Here is a 16,900-nt window from a genome sequence, read left to right on the forward strand (position 1 = left end):
CTTGTATGAAAGTTAATAACGATCTTAATAATCGTTTAACGACCAAAAAAACGCCTTGCCTCATTATACAAGGCAAGGCGAACTCATGAACAAAGTGTTATGGCCTTTCAGGCGTTAGATGACCATTCTCATGACAGTATCTTAATTAGGATGCTGCTGGGCCTGCGTTACGGTCATACTGTTATCTATCTGGCTGAAATTGTCTTCGTCATACTGCTCTGCCGTCGCTTCTATCTCTTCACTACCGTAGGTGGTGTTGGTAACCAGTTGGTCGTCCTTCAGCTCAATTTCATCTAATGGCAGCGCCACTTCATCGGCACCGATTCCCCATACGCCACCAATGGAAATAACCGCATACAGTTCGCCAGACTCTTTATGCTCAACGATCCGGTCAATATCGCCAATTTCTTCACCCTGCATATTGACCACTGTCATGCCTTCGATATCACTTATTTGGCGAGACATCAGGTCGTTCGGATCATCTCTCTCCTCCTGATCAACATCCGAAGAAGACGCCGCGTTGCCACCTGTCATAGCGGCGGGCTGCTCATCCTGAGCGTCGTCCTGCTCATCGACCGCCTCTTCCTGTTGTTCCAGCGCACCTTCTGATTGACCATTTTCTTGCTGGTTATCCTCAGCAAACACGCCACTGGACATTCCAGTGCAAAGAGCTGCAATTGCAATCGCTAGTGTAGTCCGTTTCATGCTGTCTCTCCTTGAGTGCCACACTCTTACAAGTTAGTTGACCGAATTGAAAATCACCATTACCCGCCAGTTGCGGGATAATCGCTGCCTGTTTATCCAATCAGTTTCATGACATCGTTTGTGCATGGCACCTTCTGGCCCGCAGCTGAAACGACTCTATTACGAAACGTCTTTGCCTGCGTTGGGATCAGACGCATCGTAATCCTGAGTATCATCAGGCGCTGAACCAGGTTCGTGGGCAGTTTCGGCTTCAAAGCGGCGCGCTGCATCAATTGCTTGTGGCTCAGTGTCGTGGCGGGATATTTCTTGAGGGGTATCAGGCTCGGTAACATCGACAACGCGCCAACCCGATACGATGATCGCGTCGCCCTTGTCTTCGCTAACTGGCTCCACTCGTGCGGTACGGGTCATATTTCCTCCATGGTAAAAGCGAGTAACACTCTGCTTTTAACCATGGCAGAACCTTCAAGGACTTGCGTATCCAGCAGTAAACATTTAACAGTGATTGATTTTGCGCCTGCCGCTAGCGGACTTTACGCGTCAAACGCAAATTGCCGGGCACAAAGGCCCGGCAATTCGTTAAAGCGGTAAGCAAGTCGCTTAATGGTTTATAAATTAACCACATCGAACGCAACGTTAGGGTTCACGTCGGCGTCGTAATCGACATCATCACGCTCAAAGCCGAACAGTTTTAAGAATTCATGCTTATAACCAGCGTAATCGGTGATATCAAATAGATTCTCGGTAGTCACTTCCGGCCACAGATCCTGGCAAGCCTGTTGGATATCATCGCGCAGCTCCCAATCATCCAGACGCAGACGGCCTTTATCATCCGTGGCCATGTCGCCGCTCTGCTCTGCGGCATAGAGCCGTTCACCAAAGAGTCGATTGAGCTGATCGATGGTGCCTTCGTGTACGCCCTGCTCCTTCATGATGCGATACACCATGGCGATATACAGCGGCATCACCGGAATAGCTGCACTGGCCTGGGTAACAACAGATTTGAGTACCGCGACATTAGCGCCGCCGCCGCTAGTTTTAAGCTTGTCATCAATCGCCGTGGCCGCACGGTCCAGGTCTTCCTTGGCTTTACCCAAGGCGCCGTGCCAGTAAATCGGCCAGGTAATTTCCGTACCGATATAGCTAAACGCCACGCTGCGTGCGCCTTTGGCCAGCACGCCCGCCTGGTCCAGTGCGTCCATCCACAGCTCCCAATCTTCGCCACCCATCACGGTGATGGTATCGTCGATTTCCTGCTGAGTGGCAGGCTCCACTTCTGCCTCGATAATCCGGTCTTTATTGGTATCAATGGCCGTGGCGCGGTAGGTCTCACCGATCGGCTTCAGGCTTGAGCGCTTGAGTTCACCGCTATCCGGCAGCTTGCGCACAGGCGATGCCAGTGAGTACACCACCAGGTCGATTTCGCCCATATCTTGCTTGATCAGCTCAATGGCTTTTTCACGCGCTTCATTAGAGAACGCATCGCCATTGATCGACTTGCTGTAAAGACCTTCCTGCTTGGCAAACTTGTCAAACGCTGCGCTATTGTACCAACCCGCCGTACCGGTTTTGGTGTCACTGCTGGGCTTTTCAAAAAACACGCCCAGCGTATCGGCGCCGTAACCAAAGGCAGCGGTAATCCGAGCAGCCAAGCCGTAACCGCTGGAAGCCCCGATCACCAACACTTTTTTGGGGCCGGCGCTTTTATCCAAACCACGCGCGCGGGTTGCTTCAATCTGCTCAAGCACGTTTTGCTCGCAGCCTTTAGGGTGAGTAGTCGTGCAGATAAAGCCGCGTACTTTGGGTTTAATAATCACATCGAACCTCACTATCGGATTGATTTCATTATCAGCATGACAATGCTGTAAGCATGGCGGCTATTTTAGCTTGCCAGGCGGGCGCTGTCCGCTCTTGAGCTTATTTGCCTTTCACGGCAGGATAGTGCCCCTTCTTTTAAATGCCTGCGAGGCCATCATGAACGCACAGCAACTAGTCGACGAGCGCGGCGACCTTTGGCTTGCCTTGGCCCCCTTATGGCTAGACCGCGAACCCAGCGAACGGGATTACGCCCGCATGGTCGAGGTCATTAACCAGTACGACATGCCGCTGATGGAGCTTGAGTGGATGTTTCGCCTGGAGCTAGCCCCGGTGATGTCACGCCATCAACTTTCGATTGCCAGCGAATGGCGAAAATTTGATGACCATAAGCTGATGCAACAGTTAGTGAGCCATAACCTGCGATTAAAGGGGTGGCGGCGCAAAGGCTGGGCGCTTTTTTCCGGGCTAACTACCATGATGGTACGCCACCGCTGGGTCGAGCTTATGAACCGCGTTAAGGTTGCCCGTGGAGAGCATTAAGCCGCCGTCAACACTCTGGTTCGTTGATGGCCAATGACCTACTCACGATCCAGCGCCGCTTCCAATGCCAAGCGTAAGGGTTGCCCATGATCTCGCGGGCCAAAACGGGTAATGACCCTGCCATCGCGTCCAACCAGAAACTTGGTGAAATTCCACTTAATGGCTTGAGTGCCCAAGACCCCGGGCGCCTGTTGTTTCAGCATGACAAATAGCGTGTGTGCGTGGTTACCATTAACACTGATTTTTTCCATCAACGGGAAGCTTATCCCGTACGTTTGCTCACCAAAAGTACAAAATGCCTCGGCACTTTCCGGCGACTGACGGCCAAACTGGTTGCAGGGAAACCCCAGCACGGTGAAGCCACGGTCACGATAGCGCTGGTATAACGCCTCAAGCTCTTTTAATTGCGGCGTAAATCCGCATTGGCTGGCCACATTAACTACCAACAGCACTTGCCCACGCAGCGCGCGTAAATTAAACGGCTGCCCTTGGTGGGTGTAACAGTCTTGATCGTAAATCGTCATTATTAAGCCTTACACCTTCCAGGCGATATAAACACTACCTTGCCACGGCTACAGGGATGGCACCAGCGCCTTGTATCGATTATTGCCAAGCACAACGGCCTATTAACCCAAGGTAATTGGCCCCATGACAACGCGCAGCGCCAGCGCAATCAGTAGCACGCCGGTTAATCGATTGATCCAGTGCGCATGGCGCTGCAACCAAGGCAGTACCCGCGAATGCGACAAGCCGACCGCCACCAGCACGTACCAACCACCATCAATAAGCATAGCGGTTAGTACGACGATCATCTTTGCCATACTACTCATATCAGGAGTAACAAACTGGCTCAGCAACGCTACAAAAAAGATAATCAGCTTGGGATTACCCAGCGCTACTAGCATCCCCTCTTTGGCCGCCTGACGGCGAGTGGTTACCGCCCCCTGTTGACTCATTGCCCCCGCCCTACCAGCCCGTAACGCCTTGATGCCTAACCAGGCTAAATAGGCGGCGCCCGCCCAGGTAACCAGTTGAAAAACGTCAGGCGAACGAGTCACTAACGCGCCCAGCCCCCAGACGGTCAAAAGCGCATAAAATCCGACACCAGCCGCATGAAATAAAGCAGCGGTAATGCCTGGCCACCGCCCACCGCCCAGCGTGTGTTTTAAAACCAGAGCGAGGCTGGGCCCGGGCGACATCGCCCCCATGGCGCAGATAGCCGCGAGTGACAACCAGAGTGAGAACGGCATTTTTTCCTCTTTTTACTTGTTAATGAATCATCGTCTACATGCGCCAATGCCGTTACCGGCTGAGTTGCTTGCTGTATAACGTCGTCTCGCTTAAATAACGCTGTTAGCATGGTACTCTGTTGGGTAAAATTTGCCCCTTTTTCGATGAAAATGACGCCTGCTGTCAAGGCAGGCGTGGCACGGCTAATAAAGGACTCCGATATGGGTAGGGCGTTTCAAAACCGTAAAGAATCGATGGCTAAAACGGCCGACGCAAAAACCAAGGTTTACAGCAAATACGGGCGTGAAATTTACGTTGTTGCAAAAGCAGGCGGCTCCGACCCGAACGGTAACCTTGCCCTGCGCGGTTTAATAGAGCGTGCAAAAAGAGATCAGGTTCCCTCGCACGTTATTGATAAAGCGCTAGACAAGGCCAGCGGCGCAGGTGGCGAAGACTTCTCTCCAGCACGCTACGAAGGCTTTGGCCCCGGTAACGCCATGGTGATTGTCGACTGCTTAACCGATAACCCTAACCGCACCTTTGGCGATGTACGCGGTTGCTTTACCAAAACGAAAAGCAAGATTGGCACCCCCGGCAGCGTTAGCCACATGTTCGATCACTGCGCGATTTTTGCGTTTGTCGGCCAGGAAGAAGAGGCGGTGCTTGAAGCGCTAATGGAAGCCGATGTTGATGTGACCGACATTGAGCAGGAAGAAGCGCGTATTACGGTTTATGCGCCACACACCGAATATTCTAAAGCCAAGCAAGCCCTGCTGAATGCGTTCGGTGAGCTCAATTTTGAAATTGATGAGATTCAGTTTCTGCCACAAAACACCACGCCGCTCGAAGGCGATGACGTGGCGCTATTTGAAAAATTTGTGGGCATGCTCACCGATCTGGACGATGTACAAAACGTCTTCCACAGCGCTGAGCTACCCGAAGAGACAGCGTAAATAGCGCGCTCCGGTACGTTTAAAGTGGCCGTCAGCGTATTGCTGACGGCCAATACCGCATGACCACCCAGCGCAGCATTCGGTGACAACAGCGCGGGGTTAATACCGGCATCGCTCAGCACCTGCTTCCCCTGCACGGTTAGGTCGGTAATAAACAAAAACTGCTGCCACACCTCACTGCCTCGGCAGTACACCGCCAAACGCTGTCGCTCTGCATGGACAGACGCTTGATAAGTAGGCGCCATCAAACAACGAACGCTCTGAGGTTTACGGTCAATACATTACACAAGAACAAGGTTAGTATCTTGAGGATAAATCTCTGCGGAGCTATTCGAACTTATCGACTAAAATGACATCTTCAGAGATAACCATTATCCGCAACCATTTCATGTTACGCAGGAGGCGACCATGAGTATTGTTCATGTTAGCGAGGCAGAGCTCTACGCCAAGCTTGAAAAATGCATGTCGGGAGAGCGCGTTCTTATTGACCAGGCTGGCAACCGGTTTAGTGCGCGCATTCAGCTCGCCCGCAAAATGGATGCAACGGTCATTCCCGAACAGCAGCTACACAAAAGCCACGATGATCCTGATGAGGTGGATAGCATCACCGTGCCTTATGAGCATATCTGGGAGCTTGAAATCAAGGGCGTCGTGTATAGCCGTTTAGCAGAATAATCACCTTGCTCTACCAGCACCCCCTTATGGGCAGTGCTGGTAAAGATCACACGTAAACGCTTTTAGAACGTTAAACAAATTTTTCCTAGATGCTTGCCTGCCTCTTGGTAGCGAAAAGCCTCCGCAATCTCGGCTAATGCAAACTCCCGATCAATAACGGGGCGCATATCGTTAGCCTCAATAGCCTTGATCATCTCTATCTGATGGCGACGACTGCCCACAATCAGGCCCTGCAAACGCGCCTGCTTCGCCATTAGCTTCGCAGTTGGAATGTCCCCTTGGCGGCCTGTCAGCACACCAATCAATGAGATATGCCCACCAATTTTGATCGCTTCGATAGATTGCGGTAGCGTGCCAGGTCCGCCTACTTCGACAATATGATCAACGCCTTGACCATCCGTCAGCTCATTAACCTGCTTGCCCCATTCAGGGGTTTCCTTGTAGTTAATCGTATGGGTAGCACCCAATTCACGTAACCGCTCGCGTTTCGCGCTGGAAGATGACGTCGCGATAACGTGGGCGCCCATCATGCGTGCAAACTGCAACGCAAATATGGATACACCGCCAGAGCCCAGCACCAAAACCGTATCGCCTGCTTTCAAGCCGCCATCCACCACAAGTGCACGCCATGCCGTTAACCCTGCGGTAGTGAGCGTTGCCGACTCAGCATGGCTATACCCCTTGGGCTGATGGGTAAACCACTGTGCCGGGCGAACCACCTGTTCACAGGCGTAGCCATCGACACCATCGCCAGGCGTTGTCGTAAAATCCGCAATGCGTGCAGGGCCTTCCAACCAGTAGGGGAAGAACGTCGATACCACGCGATCACCCACTGAAAACTCGGATACTCCCTCACCGACCTCTTCAACAATACCCGCCCCATCCGACATGGGAATACGGCCGTCAGCGGTCGGCATTATGCCCGCCACTACGCCGTAGTCATGAAAATTCAGCGAGCTTGCATGGATGCGTACGCGAATCTCACCCGCTGCAGGTGCGCCGGGTGCCGTGGCCTCCTGCACATTAAGTTTATCCAGCCCACCTGGGGCCTGTAGCGTTACCACTTGCATTGTCGATCTCCTGGGTTAGCTGTCATCTGGAACACGTTAGCAGAGGATCAGAAACATCACATATCGACCCCAAGAAAGCCGCCCGACTGGCGCTTCCATAGCCCCGCATAAATACCGTCTTGAGCGAGCAATTCGGTATGCGTGCCGCTTTCTACAATACGCCCCTGCTCGACCACGATCAGTCGATCAAGCATTGCAATGGTAGAGAGACGATGGGCAATAGCAATAACCGTTTTGCCTTCCATTAACGTATCCAACTGCTCTTGAATGGCGGCTTCCACTTCAGAGTCCAGCGCCGACGTGGCTTCATCCAATACCAAAATAGGCGCGTTTTTCAATAGTACGCGCGCGATGGCAATACGTTGGCGCTGGCCGCCCGACAGCTTAACGCCGCGCTCGCCCACATGTGCGTCTAACCCACGACGCCCCTGAGGATCCACCAGGTCGTTAATGAACGCATCCGCATGGGCACGGCATACGGCGGCCCATACCGCTTCATCATCTGCCTGTGGGGTGCCGTAGCGAATGTTATCGCGCAGTGAACGGTGCAAAAGCGAGGTATCCTGGGTCACCATGCCAATCTGGTGACGCAACGAGGTTTGCGTGACCTGAGCAATGTCCTGCTCATCGATAAGAATGCGCCCGCCCTGAACATCATAAAAACGCAGCAGTAGGTTAGCGAGGGTCGATTTACCCGCGCCTGAACGACCAATCAGGCCAATTTTCTCACCGGGGGCGATTGTCAGGTTCAACCCATCAAACACGGTTCGGCTTTCGCCTTTGGCCTGCTCGTAGCCAAAGCGCAGCGCATCAAAATGAATTTTACCCGCCGGTACATGGAGGGCGGGCGCATTGGGCACATCACTGATGGTCGGTTCGCGGGCAATAGTGTTCATGCCATCCTGTACCGTACCAATATTTTCAAACAAGCCCGCCACTTCCCATAAAATCCAGTCAGACATAAAGCGAATGCGCATCACCAGCGCAATCGCGATGGTTAATACGCCTAGCGAAATGGCGTCGTAATACCAGGTGCTAATCGCCATACCTGCCGTGCCTACCAGCAGCGCGGTATTTAGTAGCGTTAAGCTGACACTCATAATGGTGACCAGACGCATCTGCCGGTGCACAGTTTCCATGAACCCTTCCATGGCATCACGTGCATAGCACTGCTCACGCTCGGTATCCGCAAATAGCTTTATGGTTTGAATATTGCTGTAGCTGTCGACCACGCGCCCAGTCATCTGCGCGCGGGCATCGGCCTGCGCCATGGACACATCACGCAGCCGAGGAACAAAAAAGCGCATGATGGCCAGATACCCAACAAGCCAAAGCCCCAAAGGGAGCAATAGCCACAAATCGGCCCGCCCCAACAAAATCGCCGCACCGGTAAAATACACAATGGCATAGACCAAAAGGCCCATCACCTTGGTGACCGTTTCGCGGATCGCCAGGGCGGTTTGCATCACTTTTTGGGACACCCGCCCGGCAAACTCGTCCTGGTAAAAAGCCAAGCTTTGATTGAGCATATGACGATGCGAGAGCCAACGGCCAATCATCGGGTAATTACCGAAGATGCTTTGATGAGTAATCAACGATTGAGCCAGCACCAACAGTGGCAGCCCCACAAGCATCAACACACCGACTCCGGTCAACCAAAGGCCATTCGCAGCCCAAAAGCCTTCACGCTCTACATTGCCCAGCCAATCAACCAGTTGCCCCATATAGTTAAAGAAAACCACCTCCGCAGATGACACCAACGCAGTAAATAGCGTCATGGCAATCAGCAACGGCAATACCGGGCGCGAGAAGTGCTTGATGAAAGGCAACAGGCCTTTAGGCGGTGTTTGCACATCCTCCATGGGGTAAGGATCTACGCGCGTTTCAAAGTAACGAAATAGCGGCTGCAGCATACGAGAAAACATGAACGTTCCTTACGTTACTTATCGATCATTAGTAGGGTTAGATGCCTGATGCCGTAAAAGCCAGCGAGCCCAAAATGGCGCAAAAACCATCAACGTCACCATGCGAAGAAGGTGATGAAATGCGACGAATACCGGGTCAATATTAAGCGCCACCGCCAAAATGGCCATCTCGCCAACCCCGCCGGGTGCCAGCGCCAGTAGAGCTACATCACGGCCAACGCCCACAAACTGATGAATCAATTCGGCAAACAGAGCCAACACCATAAGCGCCAACAGCGTGGCAATGCCTGACTGCCATAAATAGCGCCCCCACAACCGTCGCGTCATGCCTTTAAAACGAGAACCGATTGCGCTGCCCAATACCCAAAGCATCAGGTTCATTCCCCAGTCGGGCAAGCGAAGACTGGCAATATCAAACCCTGAAAGCAGTGCAGCGGTAAGCAGCGGTACCAATAAGGCGGGGGTAGGAAAACGTAGCCAGCGCCCGAGCGGCAGTAGCAGAGGAATAAGCAATAGCATCCAGGCATGTTCAAACTCATTTGCCCGTAACGCCATGCCACCCTCCCCGCCCTCGTAGGCCCAAAAAAGAGGAGGTAACACTAAAATCACCAAAATCACGCGAAGCGACTGGGCAATAGCAATACGCTGAGGGTCACCGCCACATTTGTCGCCCAGGATAATCATCGCCGTCATGGCGCCAGGAGCGGCGGCAAACCAAGCGCTGACGGAATCAAACCCACAGCGCCGATACCAGGCCGAAGCCACCACCGTGGAGGCGCTAATGCCCGCTAGCAATAGCACAGCTGATATTGGCCAGTCGACCACCCGCTGAGCGAGCTCCGGTGTCACCTGGCTGCCTAACACCAACCCCATAACAGCGAGAAAAACATTGCGCAGGCGCTCCGGCACTACAACGTTAACGCCCCGAGAGGAAACCAGCAGATTGGCAACCAGAGGACCAAGCATCCAGGCAAGCGGTAAACCGGTAAGTTGAAAAATCGTGCCACCTATCGCGCCAACGATGAGCGACGTTAACAGTCCTTTTGCACTTCTTGTACTTACAACACCTTTCACACCAGCCCTCGCTACCGCAACCTACCCCAGCGGGTTGGTTTGTTAACCCGCTAAATATGCGGCAGTTTATCACTGCCGATGCACATTGAGGGGTCAGTAGGGCTGGGGAATCTCGCCGTCATCCTCGTCATCGCGCATCCGCGCCTGACGCTCAGCCTCTTCTTCCTTGGCATCATCGATCACTTCCATCAACTCATCGACATTGGCGATGTGGGTGTCGAAGTCGAAGTGGCCGGTCAACTTACTCTCTGGGTGCAGCTCGCCTGCCTCATAAAGCGCCCACATCTCTTTGCCATAGTGGGTCTTTAGCAATTCAGGCGCATAGTGGCCAAAGTAGGCGCGCATGTTATTAACGTCACGCTCTAGCATGGCAGCGGCGCTATTGTTACCAGCAGCATCCACGGCCTGGGGCAGGTCAATAATGACCGGCCCCTCGGCATCTACCAGCACGTTAAATTCCGACAAGTCGCCGTGGATCAGGCCAGCGCAGAGCATGCGCACCACATCCTTGATGACTTTATCGTGATAGCGCAGCGCTTGCTCGTGGGTCAGTGTTACGTCATCCAAGCGTGGCGCAACAGCGCCCTCGGCATCGGTAATCATCTCCATGAGCAGCACGCCATCCACAAAACCGAAAGGCTTGGGTACGCGTACTTCAGCCGCGGCAAGGCGATAAAGCGCGTCTACTTCCGCAGTCAGCCACGCCTGTTCCTGCTCTTTTTGGCCATAGCGGGTCTTCTTCGCCATGGCCCGGGCACGCCGGCTATTACGCTCTTTACGCCCTTCCTGGTACTGTACCGCTTGCTTAAAGCTGCGCTGTTTAGCCTCTTTAAATACCTTGGCACAGCGTACTTCTTCGTCACAGCGCACCACGTAAACCTGTGCTTCCTTGCCGCTCATCAACTGCGTCAGCACCTCATCGATCAGGCCGTCATCGACCAGGGGCTGTAATCGTTTGGGTGTTTTCATGGCTAGCTGCAATGGCTCCTATAGAAGTAGAAACAGTTAGAAGTAGGGACAGTTTCTGGCACTCAGTAGCGAATGCGACGCACACGAAAGGCGCGTCCTTTTAGTTTGTCACGTTCGAGTTTGGCCTGGGCTTTTTGAACAGCGCTGCGCTCAACCGCGACATAAGCACTGCGGGCCAACACTTTAATTTTACCGACCTGATCACCGCGCAGCCCACCCTCGCTGGTCAGGGCACCCAAAATATCGCCTGGCCGCAGTTTATCCTTTTTGCCACCGGCTAATTGCAGCGTCGCCATGGGAGGTTCAAAGGGGGCTGTTTGTGTGGCTTTAGGAAGCGCTTCCGTAGTGAGCTGCTCGCTCAGAAGCTCTGCCAAGCGTCCCAAGCGATAGGTTTCTTGAGGGGTTACCAGTGTACAGGCAATGCCACTGGCGCCCGCCCGCCCGGTACGTCCTACGCGGTGGACATGAACCTCTAGCTCACGAGCAATTTGATAGTTGAACACCGCATCCAATTGCGCAATATCCAGGCCACGTGCCGCCACGTCGGTGGCCACCAGGATTGACGCACTTTGGTTGGCAAAGAGTATCAAAATACGATCACGGTCTTTTTGCTCTAAATCACCGTGCAGCGCTACCGCGCTAAAACCGGCATCCAACAGGCTATCGGCTACCGTCTGGGTTTCGCGCTTGGTGTTGCAAAACACCACGCTGGTCGTCGGACGGTTGACCAGCAACAGCTGTTTAAGCGCACCAAAGCGGGCATCTTCACTAGGCACTTCATAGAAGTGCTGATCAATGGTAGTGGCGTCATGCACCTCAGCCACTTTAACGCTGACAGGATCCATCATGACGCCGCGCGTCATGGCCGCCAAGCCACCGGACTCCTGTTGATCAGGGAAGGTAGCGCTAAATAGCAGCGTCTGGCGATCCGCCGGGGTTTCCGCAATGATCGCATCCAATGATGCTTGAAAGCCCATATCGAGCATGCGATCCGCCTCATCCAGCACAAGTGTGCTTAGCGAACCCAGCGTCAACGAACCTTTACGCAGATGCTCTTCAATACGCCCCGGGGTACCAACAACAATATGCGCGCCATGCTCAAGCGAGCCTAACTGTGGCCCAAACGGCGCTCCGCCACACAGTGTTAATACTTTAACGTTAGCCATGGCCCGCGCCAAACGGCGCAGCTCTTCGGCTACCTGATCAGCAAGCTCACGAGTGGGGCAAAGTACCAGCCCCTGTACAGAAAATACTTCAACCCGTAGTTCAGCGAGTAGCGCCAAACCAAACGCCGCTGTTTTGCCCGAGCCTGTTTTGGCCTGTGCCAGCACATCCCGCCCGGCCAGCATAGGCGGCAGGCTTTGCGCCTGAACAGGCGTCATCTGGTGATAACCCAGCGACTCAAGGTTAGTAAGCAGCGTGGCCGGTAAGGCGAGCGACGAGAAGGAGGCGTCTGACACAATAAAACCTGCAGGGCCGTTTAACGGCCAGTAAAAGAGGTAACTAATACGGATACACTTTAATGTGAAGCACCATACCAGAAAGTGCCTGCCCCTGCGTGCATCTCATACCGCCAGTGGCGCAAGCTCAGCCTTACAAAGGGTTGCCAGGTCATTGGGCGCCAGCTCAATTTCAAGCCCGCGCCGCCCGGCGCTGACAAAAATAGTGGCAAAGCCCGCAGCCGACGCATCAATATAGGTTGCCAGGCGTTTTTTCTGCCCCAAGGGGCTTACCCCACCCAACACGTAACCAGTGGCACGCTCGACCTCGGCAGGCACCCCCATGACGGCTTTTTTAGCCCCAGCGGCCTTGGCAATCTGCTTTAGGCCCAACTGATGAGTGACCGGCACGATCCCCACAGCAAGCGTCTTGCCGTCCAGCGTTACTACCAGGGTCTTGAATACTTGCTCGACGGCCACCCCCAGTTTTTCAGCGGCTTCCAAGCCGTAAGACTCCGCCGCTACATCGTGCTGATACTCATGAATTTCAAACGGTATACCCGCTTTTTTGGCCGTATTAATGGCTGGTGTCATGACGCTCTCTTGATGTTTAGTAAAGTTGGGCAGCCCTTGTGGCGCGCTCTGGAAAGCCTATTCCTGCCTGCTACGCTAAATAGCGTAAGCGCTAAAGGGAAGTCAACCTAAAGGAGCCTTAATTATGCCAGCCACATCGAAAGCCCAGCAAAAAGCCGCAGGCGCTGCCCTTTCCGCCAAACGTGGAGAAATCAAGCCCAGTGAGCTTTATGATGCTTCCAGGGATATGTACAACTCAATGAGCGAAGAGGAGCTTGAGGAGATGGCAAGCACCGAGCGCAAAGGCAAACCAGAGAAGAAAGACGATTAACTGCGCTTGTAGTGCTCCGCTTTTACATCATAACGCCCGCTTCATTAAGCAGGCGTTATGATGAACACTAACGAAAGTGACAGTGCTATTCCCCCCGGTTTACGTGGCCACCAGGGTAATGCTGGTGACGGGGCGCAAATTACGCTGCAAGCAGTGCTGCTCAACGCTCTCCACAATCTCTTCAGCATCATCGATCTGCTGCTTGTCGAGCTGGATATCCACCATCAGAAAACTGCCCACCTGCGCCAGGCGCACATCGTCACTGGCGATATCAAAACCGGCGACCTCTTCCACCATGTCCTGGCGAATGCTGCCCATGGGTTCGCCAAACATCAGTTCGCGAAGCGCTCCACGCACCATGCGGATAGGCATGGGTAAAAAGTAGCCTGCAATGACCAGCACCATTACCGGGTCTGCCAACCGCGCATAACTTGCCCAGGGCGTTAACGTGAGCCCCCAGGTAAGTGCAAAACCAAGCATTACCGCCGCGCTTAACCAGGTATCCATTTGCCACTGACGCAGCTCAGCCGCCAATAAGGAGGAGCGAGCAATACGGGCATAGCGCTTTAGCCACCACCAGGTCAACAAACAGCCGCTCACGTTAGCAACACCAAATAACAAGGCCAAATCAAGTGTCACCAAGCGTCCGCCCTGCGCCAGGCTCCACACGGCTGACACTAAAGAGAACAGACACACCAGCGCAATCACCACGCCTTTGAGCAGCACCGCTAGCGGCTCTACCGTTAGCCGCCCAAAGGGGTAGTGATCATCCGCGGGTTTGCGGGCATGCTGTAACGCAAGCAGTGAGAGCGAAGCGAGAACAAGGCTTAACAGTGAATATCCACTATCGAATAAAATCGTGATAGAGCCACTGGCTAATCCCAGGACCAAGCCAGACAGCGCAAAAAAGCTTGCTGAAATAGCTGAAAATCTTAGCGCACGGCGCTCAGCAATAAAGGGGGTCACGCAGAAAACTCCATTCTGATTTAGCAGGATTGTAGGAAATCGTGCTGCATGGTAAAGGGTGTACTAACGTTTAACGAATCACTCAGCGCTAAAAAAAATAGCACTCAACCACGAGACTCCGTATGCGAGCTGAACAAGTCCAGGCGTTTGTTGAAGTTACTGAGCACGGCTCCTTTGCCGCCGCTGCACGGCAGTCAGGTATAAAGCGCGGTACGCTAAGTGCGGCGGTCCATGCGCTGGAAGATAGCCTGGGGGTGGCACTCTTTGAACGCTCGGGAAATAGCCTGACACTAACCGCCGTAGGTGAAAGCGTACTCCCCGACTGTTACCGGCTACTGACAAGTGCCAGCCGAATCAAAAAGCACTGCCACCAACATCTGCAAGGGGTCGAAAACCAGCTGTGCATTGCCCGCGATGATGCGCTTCCCGAGCGGTTCTGGCACCAGGTCATGCACGATTTAAAGCAGCAGTTCCCGCTGACCGCTGTATCGGTTTATCTTGTTCCACCCCAGGAGCACAGCCAATTTATTCTGCGCCAAACTGTCGATATTGCGTTTGGGCTTTATACCGCCGAAGGCGTTGCCACCCATGCAGCCAACCTGGCACCTGTAAGTATGCGCTTAGTGGCCTCTCCACAGCACCCACTGAGTCGGCTTCCCAGCGTCAATCGCGATGATCTCGCCCAATACACGCAAGTCTGCTTAACCCACATTCAGGACGACAAACTGGTCAGCGAGGCGCTGTTTTCCGCTAACTACCTGGGATTCACCATGTTTGAGGTGATCCGAGATGCGGTAATAAACGGCACGGGATGGGCACTACTTCCCCACCCGCTGGTTAAAGAAGCATTGGAAAGTGATCAGCTCTACTCACTGAATCACGACCTTGCCCTGGAAAGCCACTATTACCGCTATGTAGAGAGTGAAAACCTGGGCGTAGTGGCCACCGCACTCCTTAACAAAGTGGCGCGTTTTCTAGGCAATTCGCAGTAGTGGTCACTTCGCTAAAATGTAGGAGTGGTCACTTCGGTGAAATATAGCAGTGGAAAAAAGTGCAATATCCTTCCACGCTATAAAAAAGTGCCTCACAAGGAGATTGAAAGACACGCCAGAGGAACGACACAGGCAAGTGTCATCTAGGCGTAAGATGTAGCTGCCAGTGTCGATGTTGCCGTCAACCAAGGAGCTATCGCCCGATGGTAAGACTCGATAAGAAAGCGACAAGGCTTTATGTCCTGGACACCAATGTCCTAATCCATGACCCCACAGCGCTCTACCACTTTGAAGAGCATGACGTGGTTATCCCCATGACGGTTCTTGAGGAACTGGATAAGCATAAAAACGGAATTCGTGAGATTGCCCGTACGGCACGTCAAGTTAGCCGTACGCTCTCTGACCTTACCAACCAGGTTACTTTTGACGAGATTCAACGCGGCATCCCCATCCCACGTATTAGCGGCGAATCTGGACGCCTGCACTTTCTCTGCTTCAACGATTTAAAGCCCTTCGACTCGATGGACGACAGTCCGGATAACCGTATTCTGGCGGAAACCTGTCGGCTACGCGATGAGCGCCCCGATGCCTCGGTCATTCTAATTACCAAAGATATCAACCTGCGCGTAAAGGCGGCCGCGCTAAAAGTCCCTGTGGAGGATTACTTTAACGATCGGGCATTCTCAGACAGCGATGCCATGATTGAGGGTGCCCAGGTGTACGCATCGGCGGGACACAACGGCGGGGCACTTTGGGAAGCGCTGAATGTTGATGTCAGCGTTGAGCGGGTGGAGCATCAAACGTTTTATCAATTAAGTGGCGACATGCCCCGTCACTGGCACTTGGGAATGCTTGTCTCCGACAGCGAGAATGGCGCTGAGTTTGAGGCCATTATTCGTGAGCTGTCGCCCTCATCAGCGCGGTTACAGCTGTTGACCAACTACCGCCACCACGCTGGAGTGTGGGGCGTTCACGCCCATGATAGCCGTCAAAACTTTACCCTTAACCTGCTGATGGACCCGGACATTGATCTGGTCACCATTGCCGGTAACGCGGGCACGGGTAAGACCTTTATGACGCTGGCCGCCGCTTTCCAGCAAACCCTGGATGCCAAGCAGTTTGAGCGCATCGTGTTTACCCGCGCACCTATTCCAATGGGCGAGGACATTGGTTTTTTACCCGGCACCGAGGAGGAGAAGATGTCGCCGTGGATGGGTGCCTTCCACGACAATATGGATAACCTGCTGCGCAATGACGAAGGAGAGTCGACCTGGGATAATGGCGCAACACGGCAACTGATTGGCTCACGCGTGCAAATTCGCTCGCCAGGCTTTATGCGAGGGCGCACCTTAAACGACACCTTTTTGATTATCGACGAGGCACAAAACTTTACACCCAAACAGCTTAAATCACTGGTTACCCGTGCCGGACGTAATACCAAAATTGTCTGTTTAGGCAACGTGGGGCAAATCGATACGCCCTATCTAACCGCCAATACCTGTGGCATGGCGGCCGTGGTTGAGCGCTTCCGTGACTGGCCACACGCCGGGCATATTACCCTCAAAAGCGTTGAGCGTTCGCGCCTGGCGCTGGCGGCTGAAGAGCTTTTGTAAAAAGGCTGTTCTAAAAAGGGCTCTTAC

Annotated in this window: 18 protein-coding genes; 6 read left to right on the top strand and 12 right to left on the bottom strand. The window is 53.5% G+C overall.

Features of this window, described 5'->3' with window-relative positions; all coding sequences use genetic code 11:
- Positions 1–141 precede the first annotated feature (141 nt).
- The 3 genes from ACT3RQ_RS11580 to fabV all read right to left on the bottom strand — a co-directional run bounded on the left by ACT3RQ_RS11580 (position 142) and on the right by fabV (position 2,522).
- On the bottom strand, positions 142–705 hold the full coding sequence (locus ACT3RQ_RS11580) for a PRC-barrel domain-containing protein (RefSeq protein ID WP_444640388.1): 564 nt from the start codon (positions 703–705) through the stop codon (positions 142–144).
- Between the two features lie 159 nt (positions 706–864).
- Positions 865–1,116, bottom strand: coding sequence for a hypothetical protein (locus ACT3RQ_RS11585; protein WP_444640387.1), 252 nt, complete (start codon positions 1,114–1,116; stop codon positions 865–867).
- A gap of 197 nt (positions 1,117–1,313) precedes the next feature.
- A complete protein-coding gene (gene fabV / locus ACT3RQ_RS11590; RefSeq protein ID WP_444680535.1) occupies positions 1,314–2,522 on the bottom strand; it encodes an enoyl-ACP reductase FabV in 1,209 nt (402 codons plus the stop codon).
- Between the two features lie 157 nt (positions 2,523–2,679).
- Here fabV and ACT3RQ_RS11595 point away from each other — a divergent pair, with 157 nt between their 5' ends.
- Entirely contained in the window at positions 2,680–3,063 is a 384-nt protein-coding gene (locus tag ACT3RQ_RS11595) for a DUF7079 family protein (RefSeq protein WP_087106394.1), read from the top strand.
- A 38-nt stretch (positions 3,064–3,101) separates the two neighbouring features.
- Here the strand turns inward: ACT3RQ_RS11595 and ACT3RQ_RS11600 are convergent, their stop codons facing one another.
- Together ACT3RQ_RS11600 and ACT3RQ_RS11605 are read right to left on the bottom strand one after the other, a co-directional pair.
- Positions 3,102–3,587: a glutathione peroxidase gene (locus tag ACT3RQ_RS11600; protein ID WP_444640385.1), complete on the bottom strand. Its 486-nt coding sequence runs from the start codon at positions 3,585–3,587 to the stop codon at positions 3,102–3,104.
- Between the two features lie 102 nt (positions 3,588–3,689).
- Positions 3,690–4,313: a LysE family translocator gene (locus ACT3RQ_RS11605; protein ID WP_172117261.1), complete on the bottom strand. Its 624-nt coding sequence runs from the start codon at positions 4,311–4,313 to the stop codon at positions 3,690–3,692.
- 201 nt (positions 4,314–4,514) lie between these two features.
- On the opposite strand from ACT3RQ_RS11605, the gene ACT3RQ_RS11610 reads away from it, so the two are divergent.
- Together ACT3RQ_RS11610 and ACT3RQ_RS11615 are read left to right on the top strand one after the other, a co-directional pair.
- The gene (locus tag ACT3RQ_RS11610) at positions 4,515–5,246 is read left to right on the top strand and encodes a YebC/PmpR family DNA-binding transcriptional regulator (RefSeq protein ID WP_444640384.1); all 732 of its coding nucleotides are present in this window, start codon (positions 4,515–4,517) and stop codon (positions 5,244–5,246) included.
- Between the two features lie 408 nt (positions 5,247–5,654).
- Positions 5,655–5,921, top strand: coding sequence for a hypothetical protein (locus ACT3RQ_RS11615; RefSeq protein ID WP_172117262.1), 267 nt, complete (start codon positions 5,655–5,657; stop codon positions 5,919–5,921).
- 62 nt (positions 5,922–5,983) lie between these two features.
- Here ACT3RQ_RS11615 and ACT3RQ_RS11620 read toward each other — a convergent pair whose 3' ends face one another.
- From ACT3RQ_RS11620 to ybaK, 6 genes are all read right to left on the bottom strand, one after another.
- Positions 5,984–6,991 carry a zinc-dependent alcohol dehydrogenase family protein gene (locus tag ACT3RQ_RS11620; protein WP_444640383.1) on the bottom strand — a complete coding sequence of 336 codons (1,008 nt, stop codon included), beginning with the start codon at positions 6,989–6,991 and terminating at the stop codon, positions 5,984–5,986.
- Between the two features lie 56 nt (positions 6,992–7,047).
- The gene (locus ACT3RQ_RS11625) at positions 7,048–8,916 is read right to left on the bottom strand and encodes an ABC transporter ATP-binding protein (RefSeq protein WP_444640382.1); all 1,869 of its coding nucleotides are present in this window, start codon (positions 8,914–8,916) and stop codon (positions 7,048–7,050) included.
- An 18-nt stretch (positions 8,917–8,934) separates the two neighbouring features.
- A complete protein-coding gene (locus ACT3RQ_RS11630) occupies positions 8,935–9,990 on the bottom strand; it encodes an AbrB family transcriptional regulator (RefSeq protein WP_444622544.1) in 1,056 nt (351 codons plus the stop codon).
- 93 nt (positions 9,991–10,083) lie between these two features.
- Positions 10,084–10,959 carry a PA4780 family RIO1-like protein kinase gene (locus ACT3RQ_RS11635; protein WP_444640381.1) on the bottom strand — a complete coding sequence of 292 codons (876 nt, stop codon included), beginning with the start codon at positions 10,957–10,959 and terminating at the stop codon, positions 10,084–10,086.
- Positions 10,960–11,021: 62 nt separating this feature from the next.
- Positions 11,022–12,419, bottom strand: a complete 1,398-nt coding sequence (dbpA, locus tag ACT3RQ_RS11640; protein ID WP_444680536.1) for an ATP-dependent RNA helicase DbpA — start codon at positions 12,417–12,419, stop codon at positions 11,022–11,024.
- A gap of 105 nt (positions 12,420–12,524) precedes the next feature.
- The gene (gene ybaK, locus ACT3RQ_RS11645; protein WP_172117268.1) at positions 12,525–12,992 is read right to left on the bottom strand and encodes a Cys-tRNA(Pro) deacylase; all 468 of its coding nucleotides are present in this window, start codon (positions 12,990–12,992) and stop codon (positions 12,525–12,527) included.
- A gap of 124 nt (positions 12,993–13,116) precedes the next feature.
- On the opposite strand from ybaK, the gene ACT3RQ_RS11650 reads away from it, so the two are divergent.
- Positions 13,117–13,302 (top strand): DUF3008 family protein, encoded by a 186-nt coding sequence (locus tag ACT3RQ_RS11650; RefSeq protein WP_172117269.1) that lies wholly within the window; start codon positions 13,117–13,119, stop codon positions 13,300–13,302.
- 99 nt (positions 13,303–13,401) lie between these two features.
- Here the strand turns inward: ACT3RQ_RS11650 and ACT3RQ_RS11655 are convergent, their stop codons facing one another.
- Positions 13,402–14,268 carry a cation diffusion facilitator family transporter gene (locus tag ACT3RQ_RS11655; protein WP_444640379.1) on the bottom strand — a complete coding sequence of 289 codons (867 nt, stop codon included), beginning with the start codon at positions 14,266–14,268 and terminating at the stop codon, positions 13,402–13,404.
- 122 nt (positions 14,269–14,390) lie between these two features.
- Between ACT3RQ_RS11655 and ACT3RQ_RS11660 the strand changes: the two genes are divergently transcribed.
- On the top strand, positions 14,391–15,260 hold the full coding sequence (locus ACT3RQ_RS11660; RefSeq protein ID WP_444640378.1) for a LysR family transcriptional regulator: 870 nt from the start codon (positions 14,391–14,393) through the stop codon (positions 15,258–15,260).
- A 203-nt stretch (positions 15,261–15,463) separates the two neighbouring features.
- Entirely contained in the window at positions 15,464–16,873 is a 1,410-nt protein-coding gene (locus ACT3RQ_RS11665; protein WP_444640377.1) for a PhoH family protein, read from the top strand.
- The last annotated feature ends 27 nt before the right edge of the window (positions 16,874–16,900 follow it).

The sequence above is a fragment of the Halomonas sp. AOP43-D1-4 genome, from assembly GCF_052446175.1.
GTDB classification, from domain to species: Bacteria; Pseudomonadota; Gammaproteobacteria; order Pseudomonadales; family Halomonadaceae; genus Vreelandella; species Vreelandella citrativorans.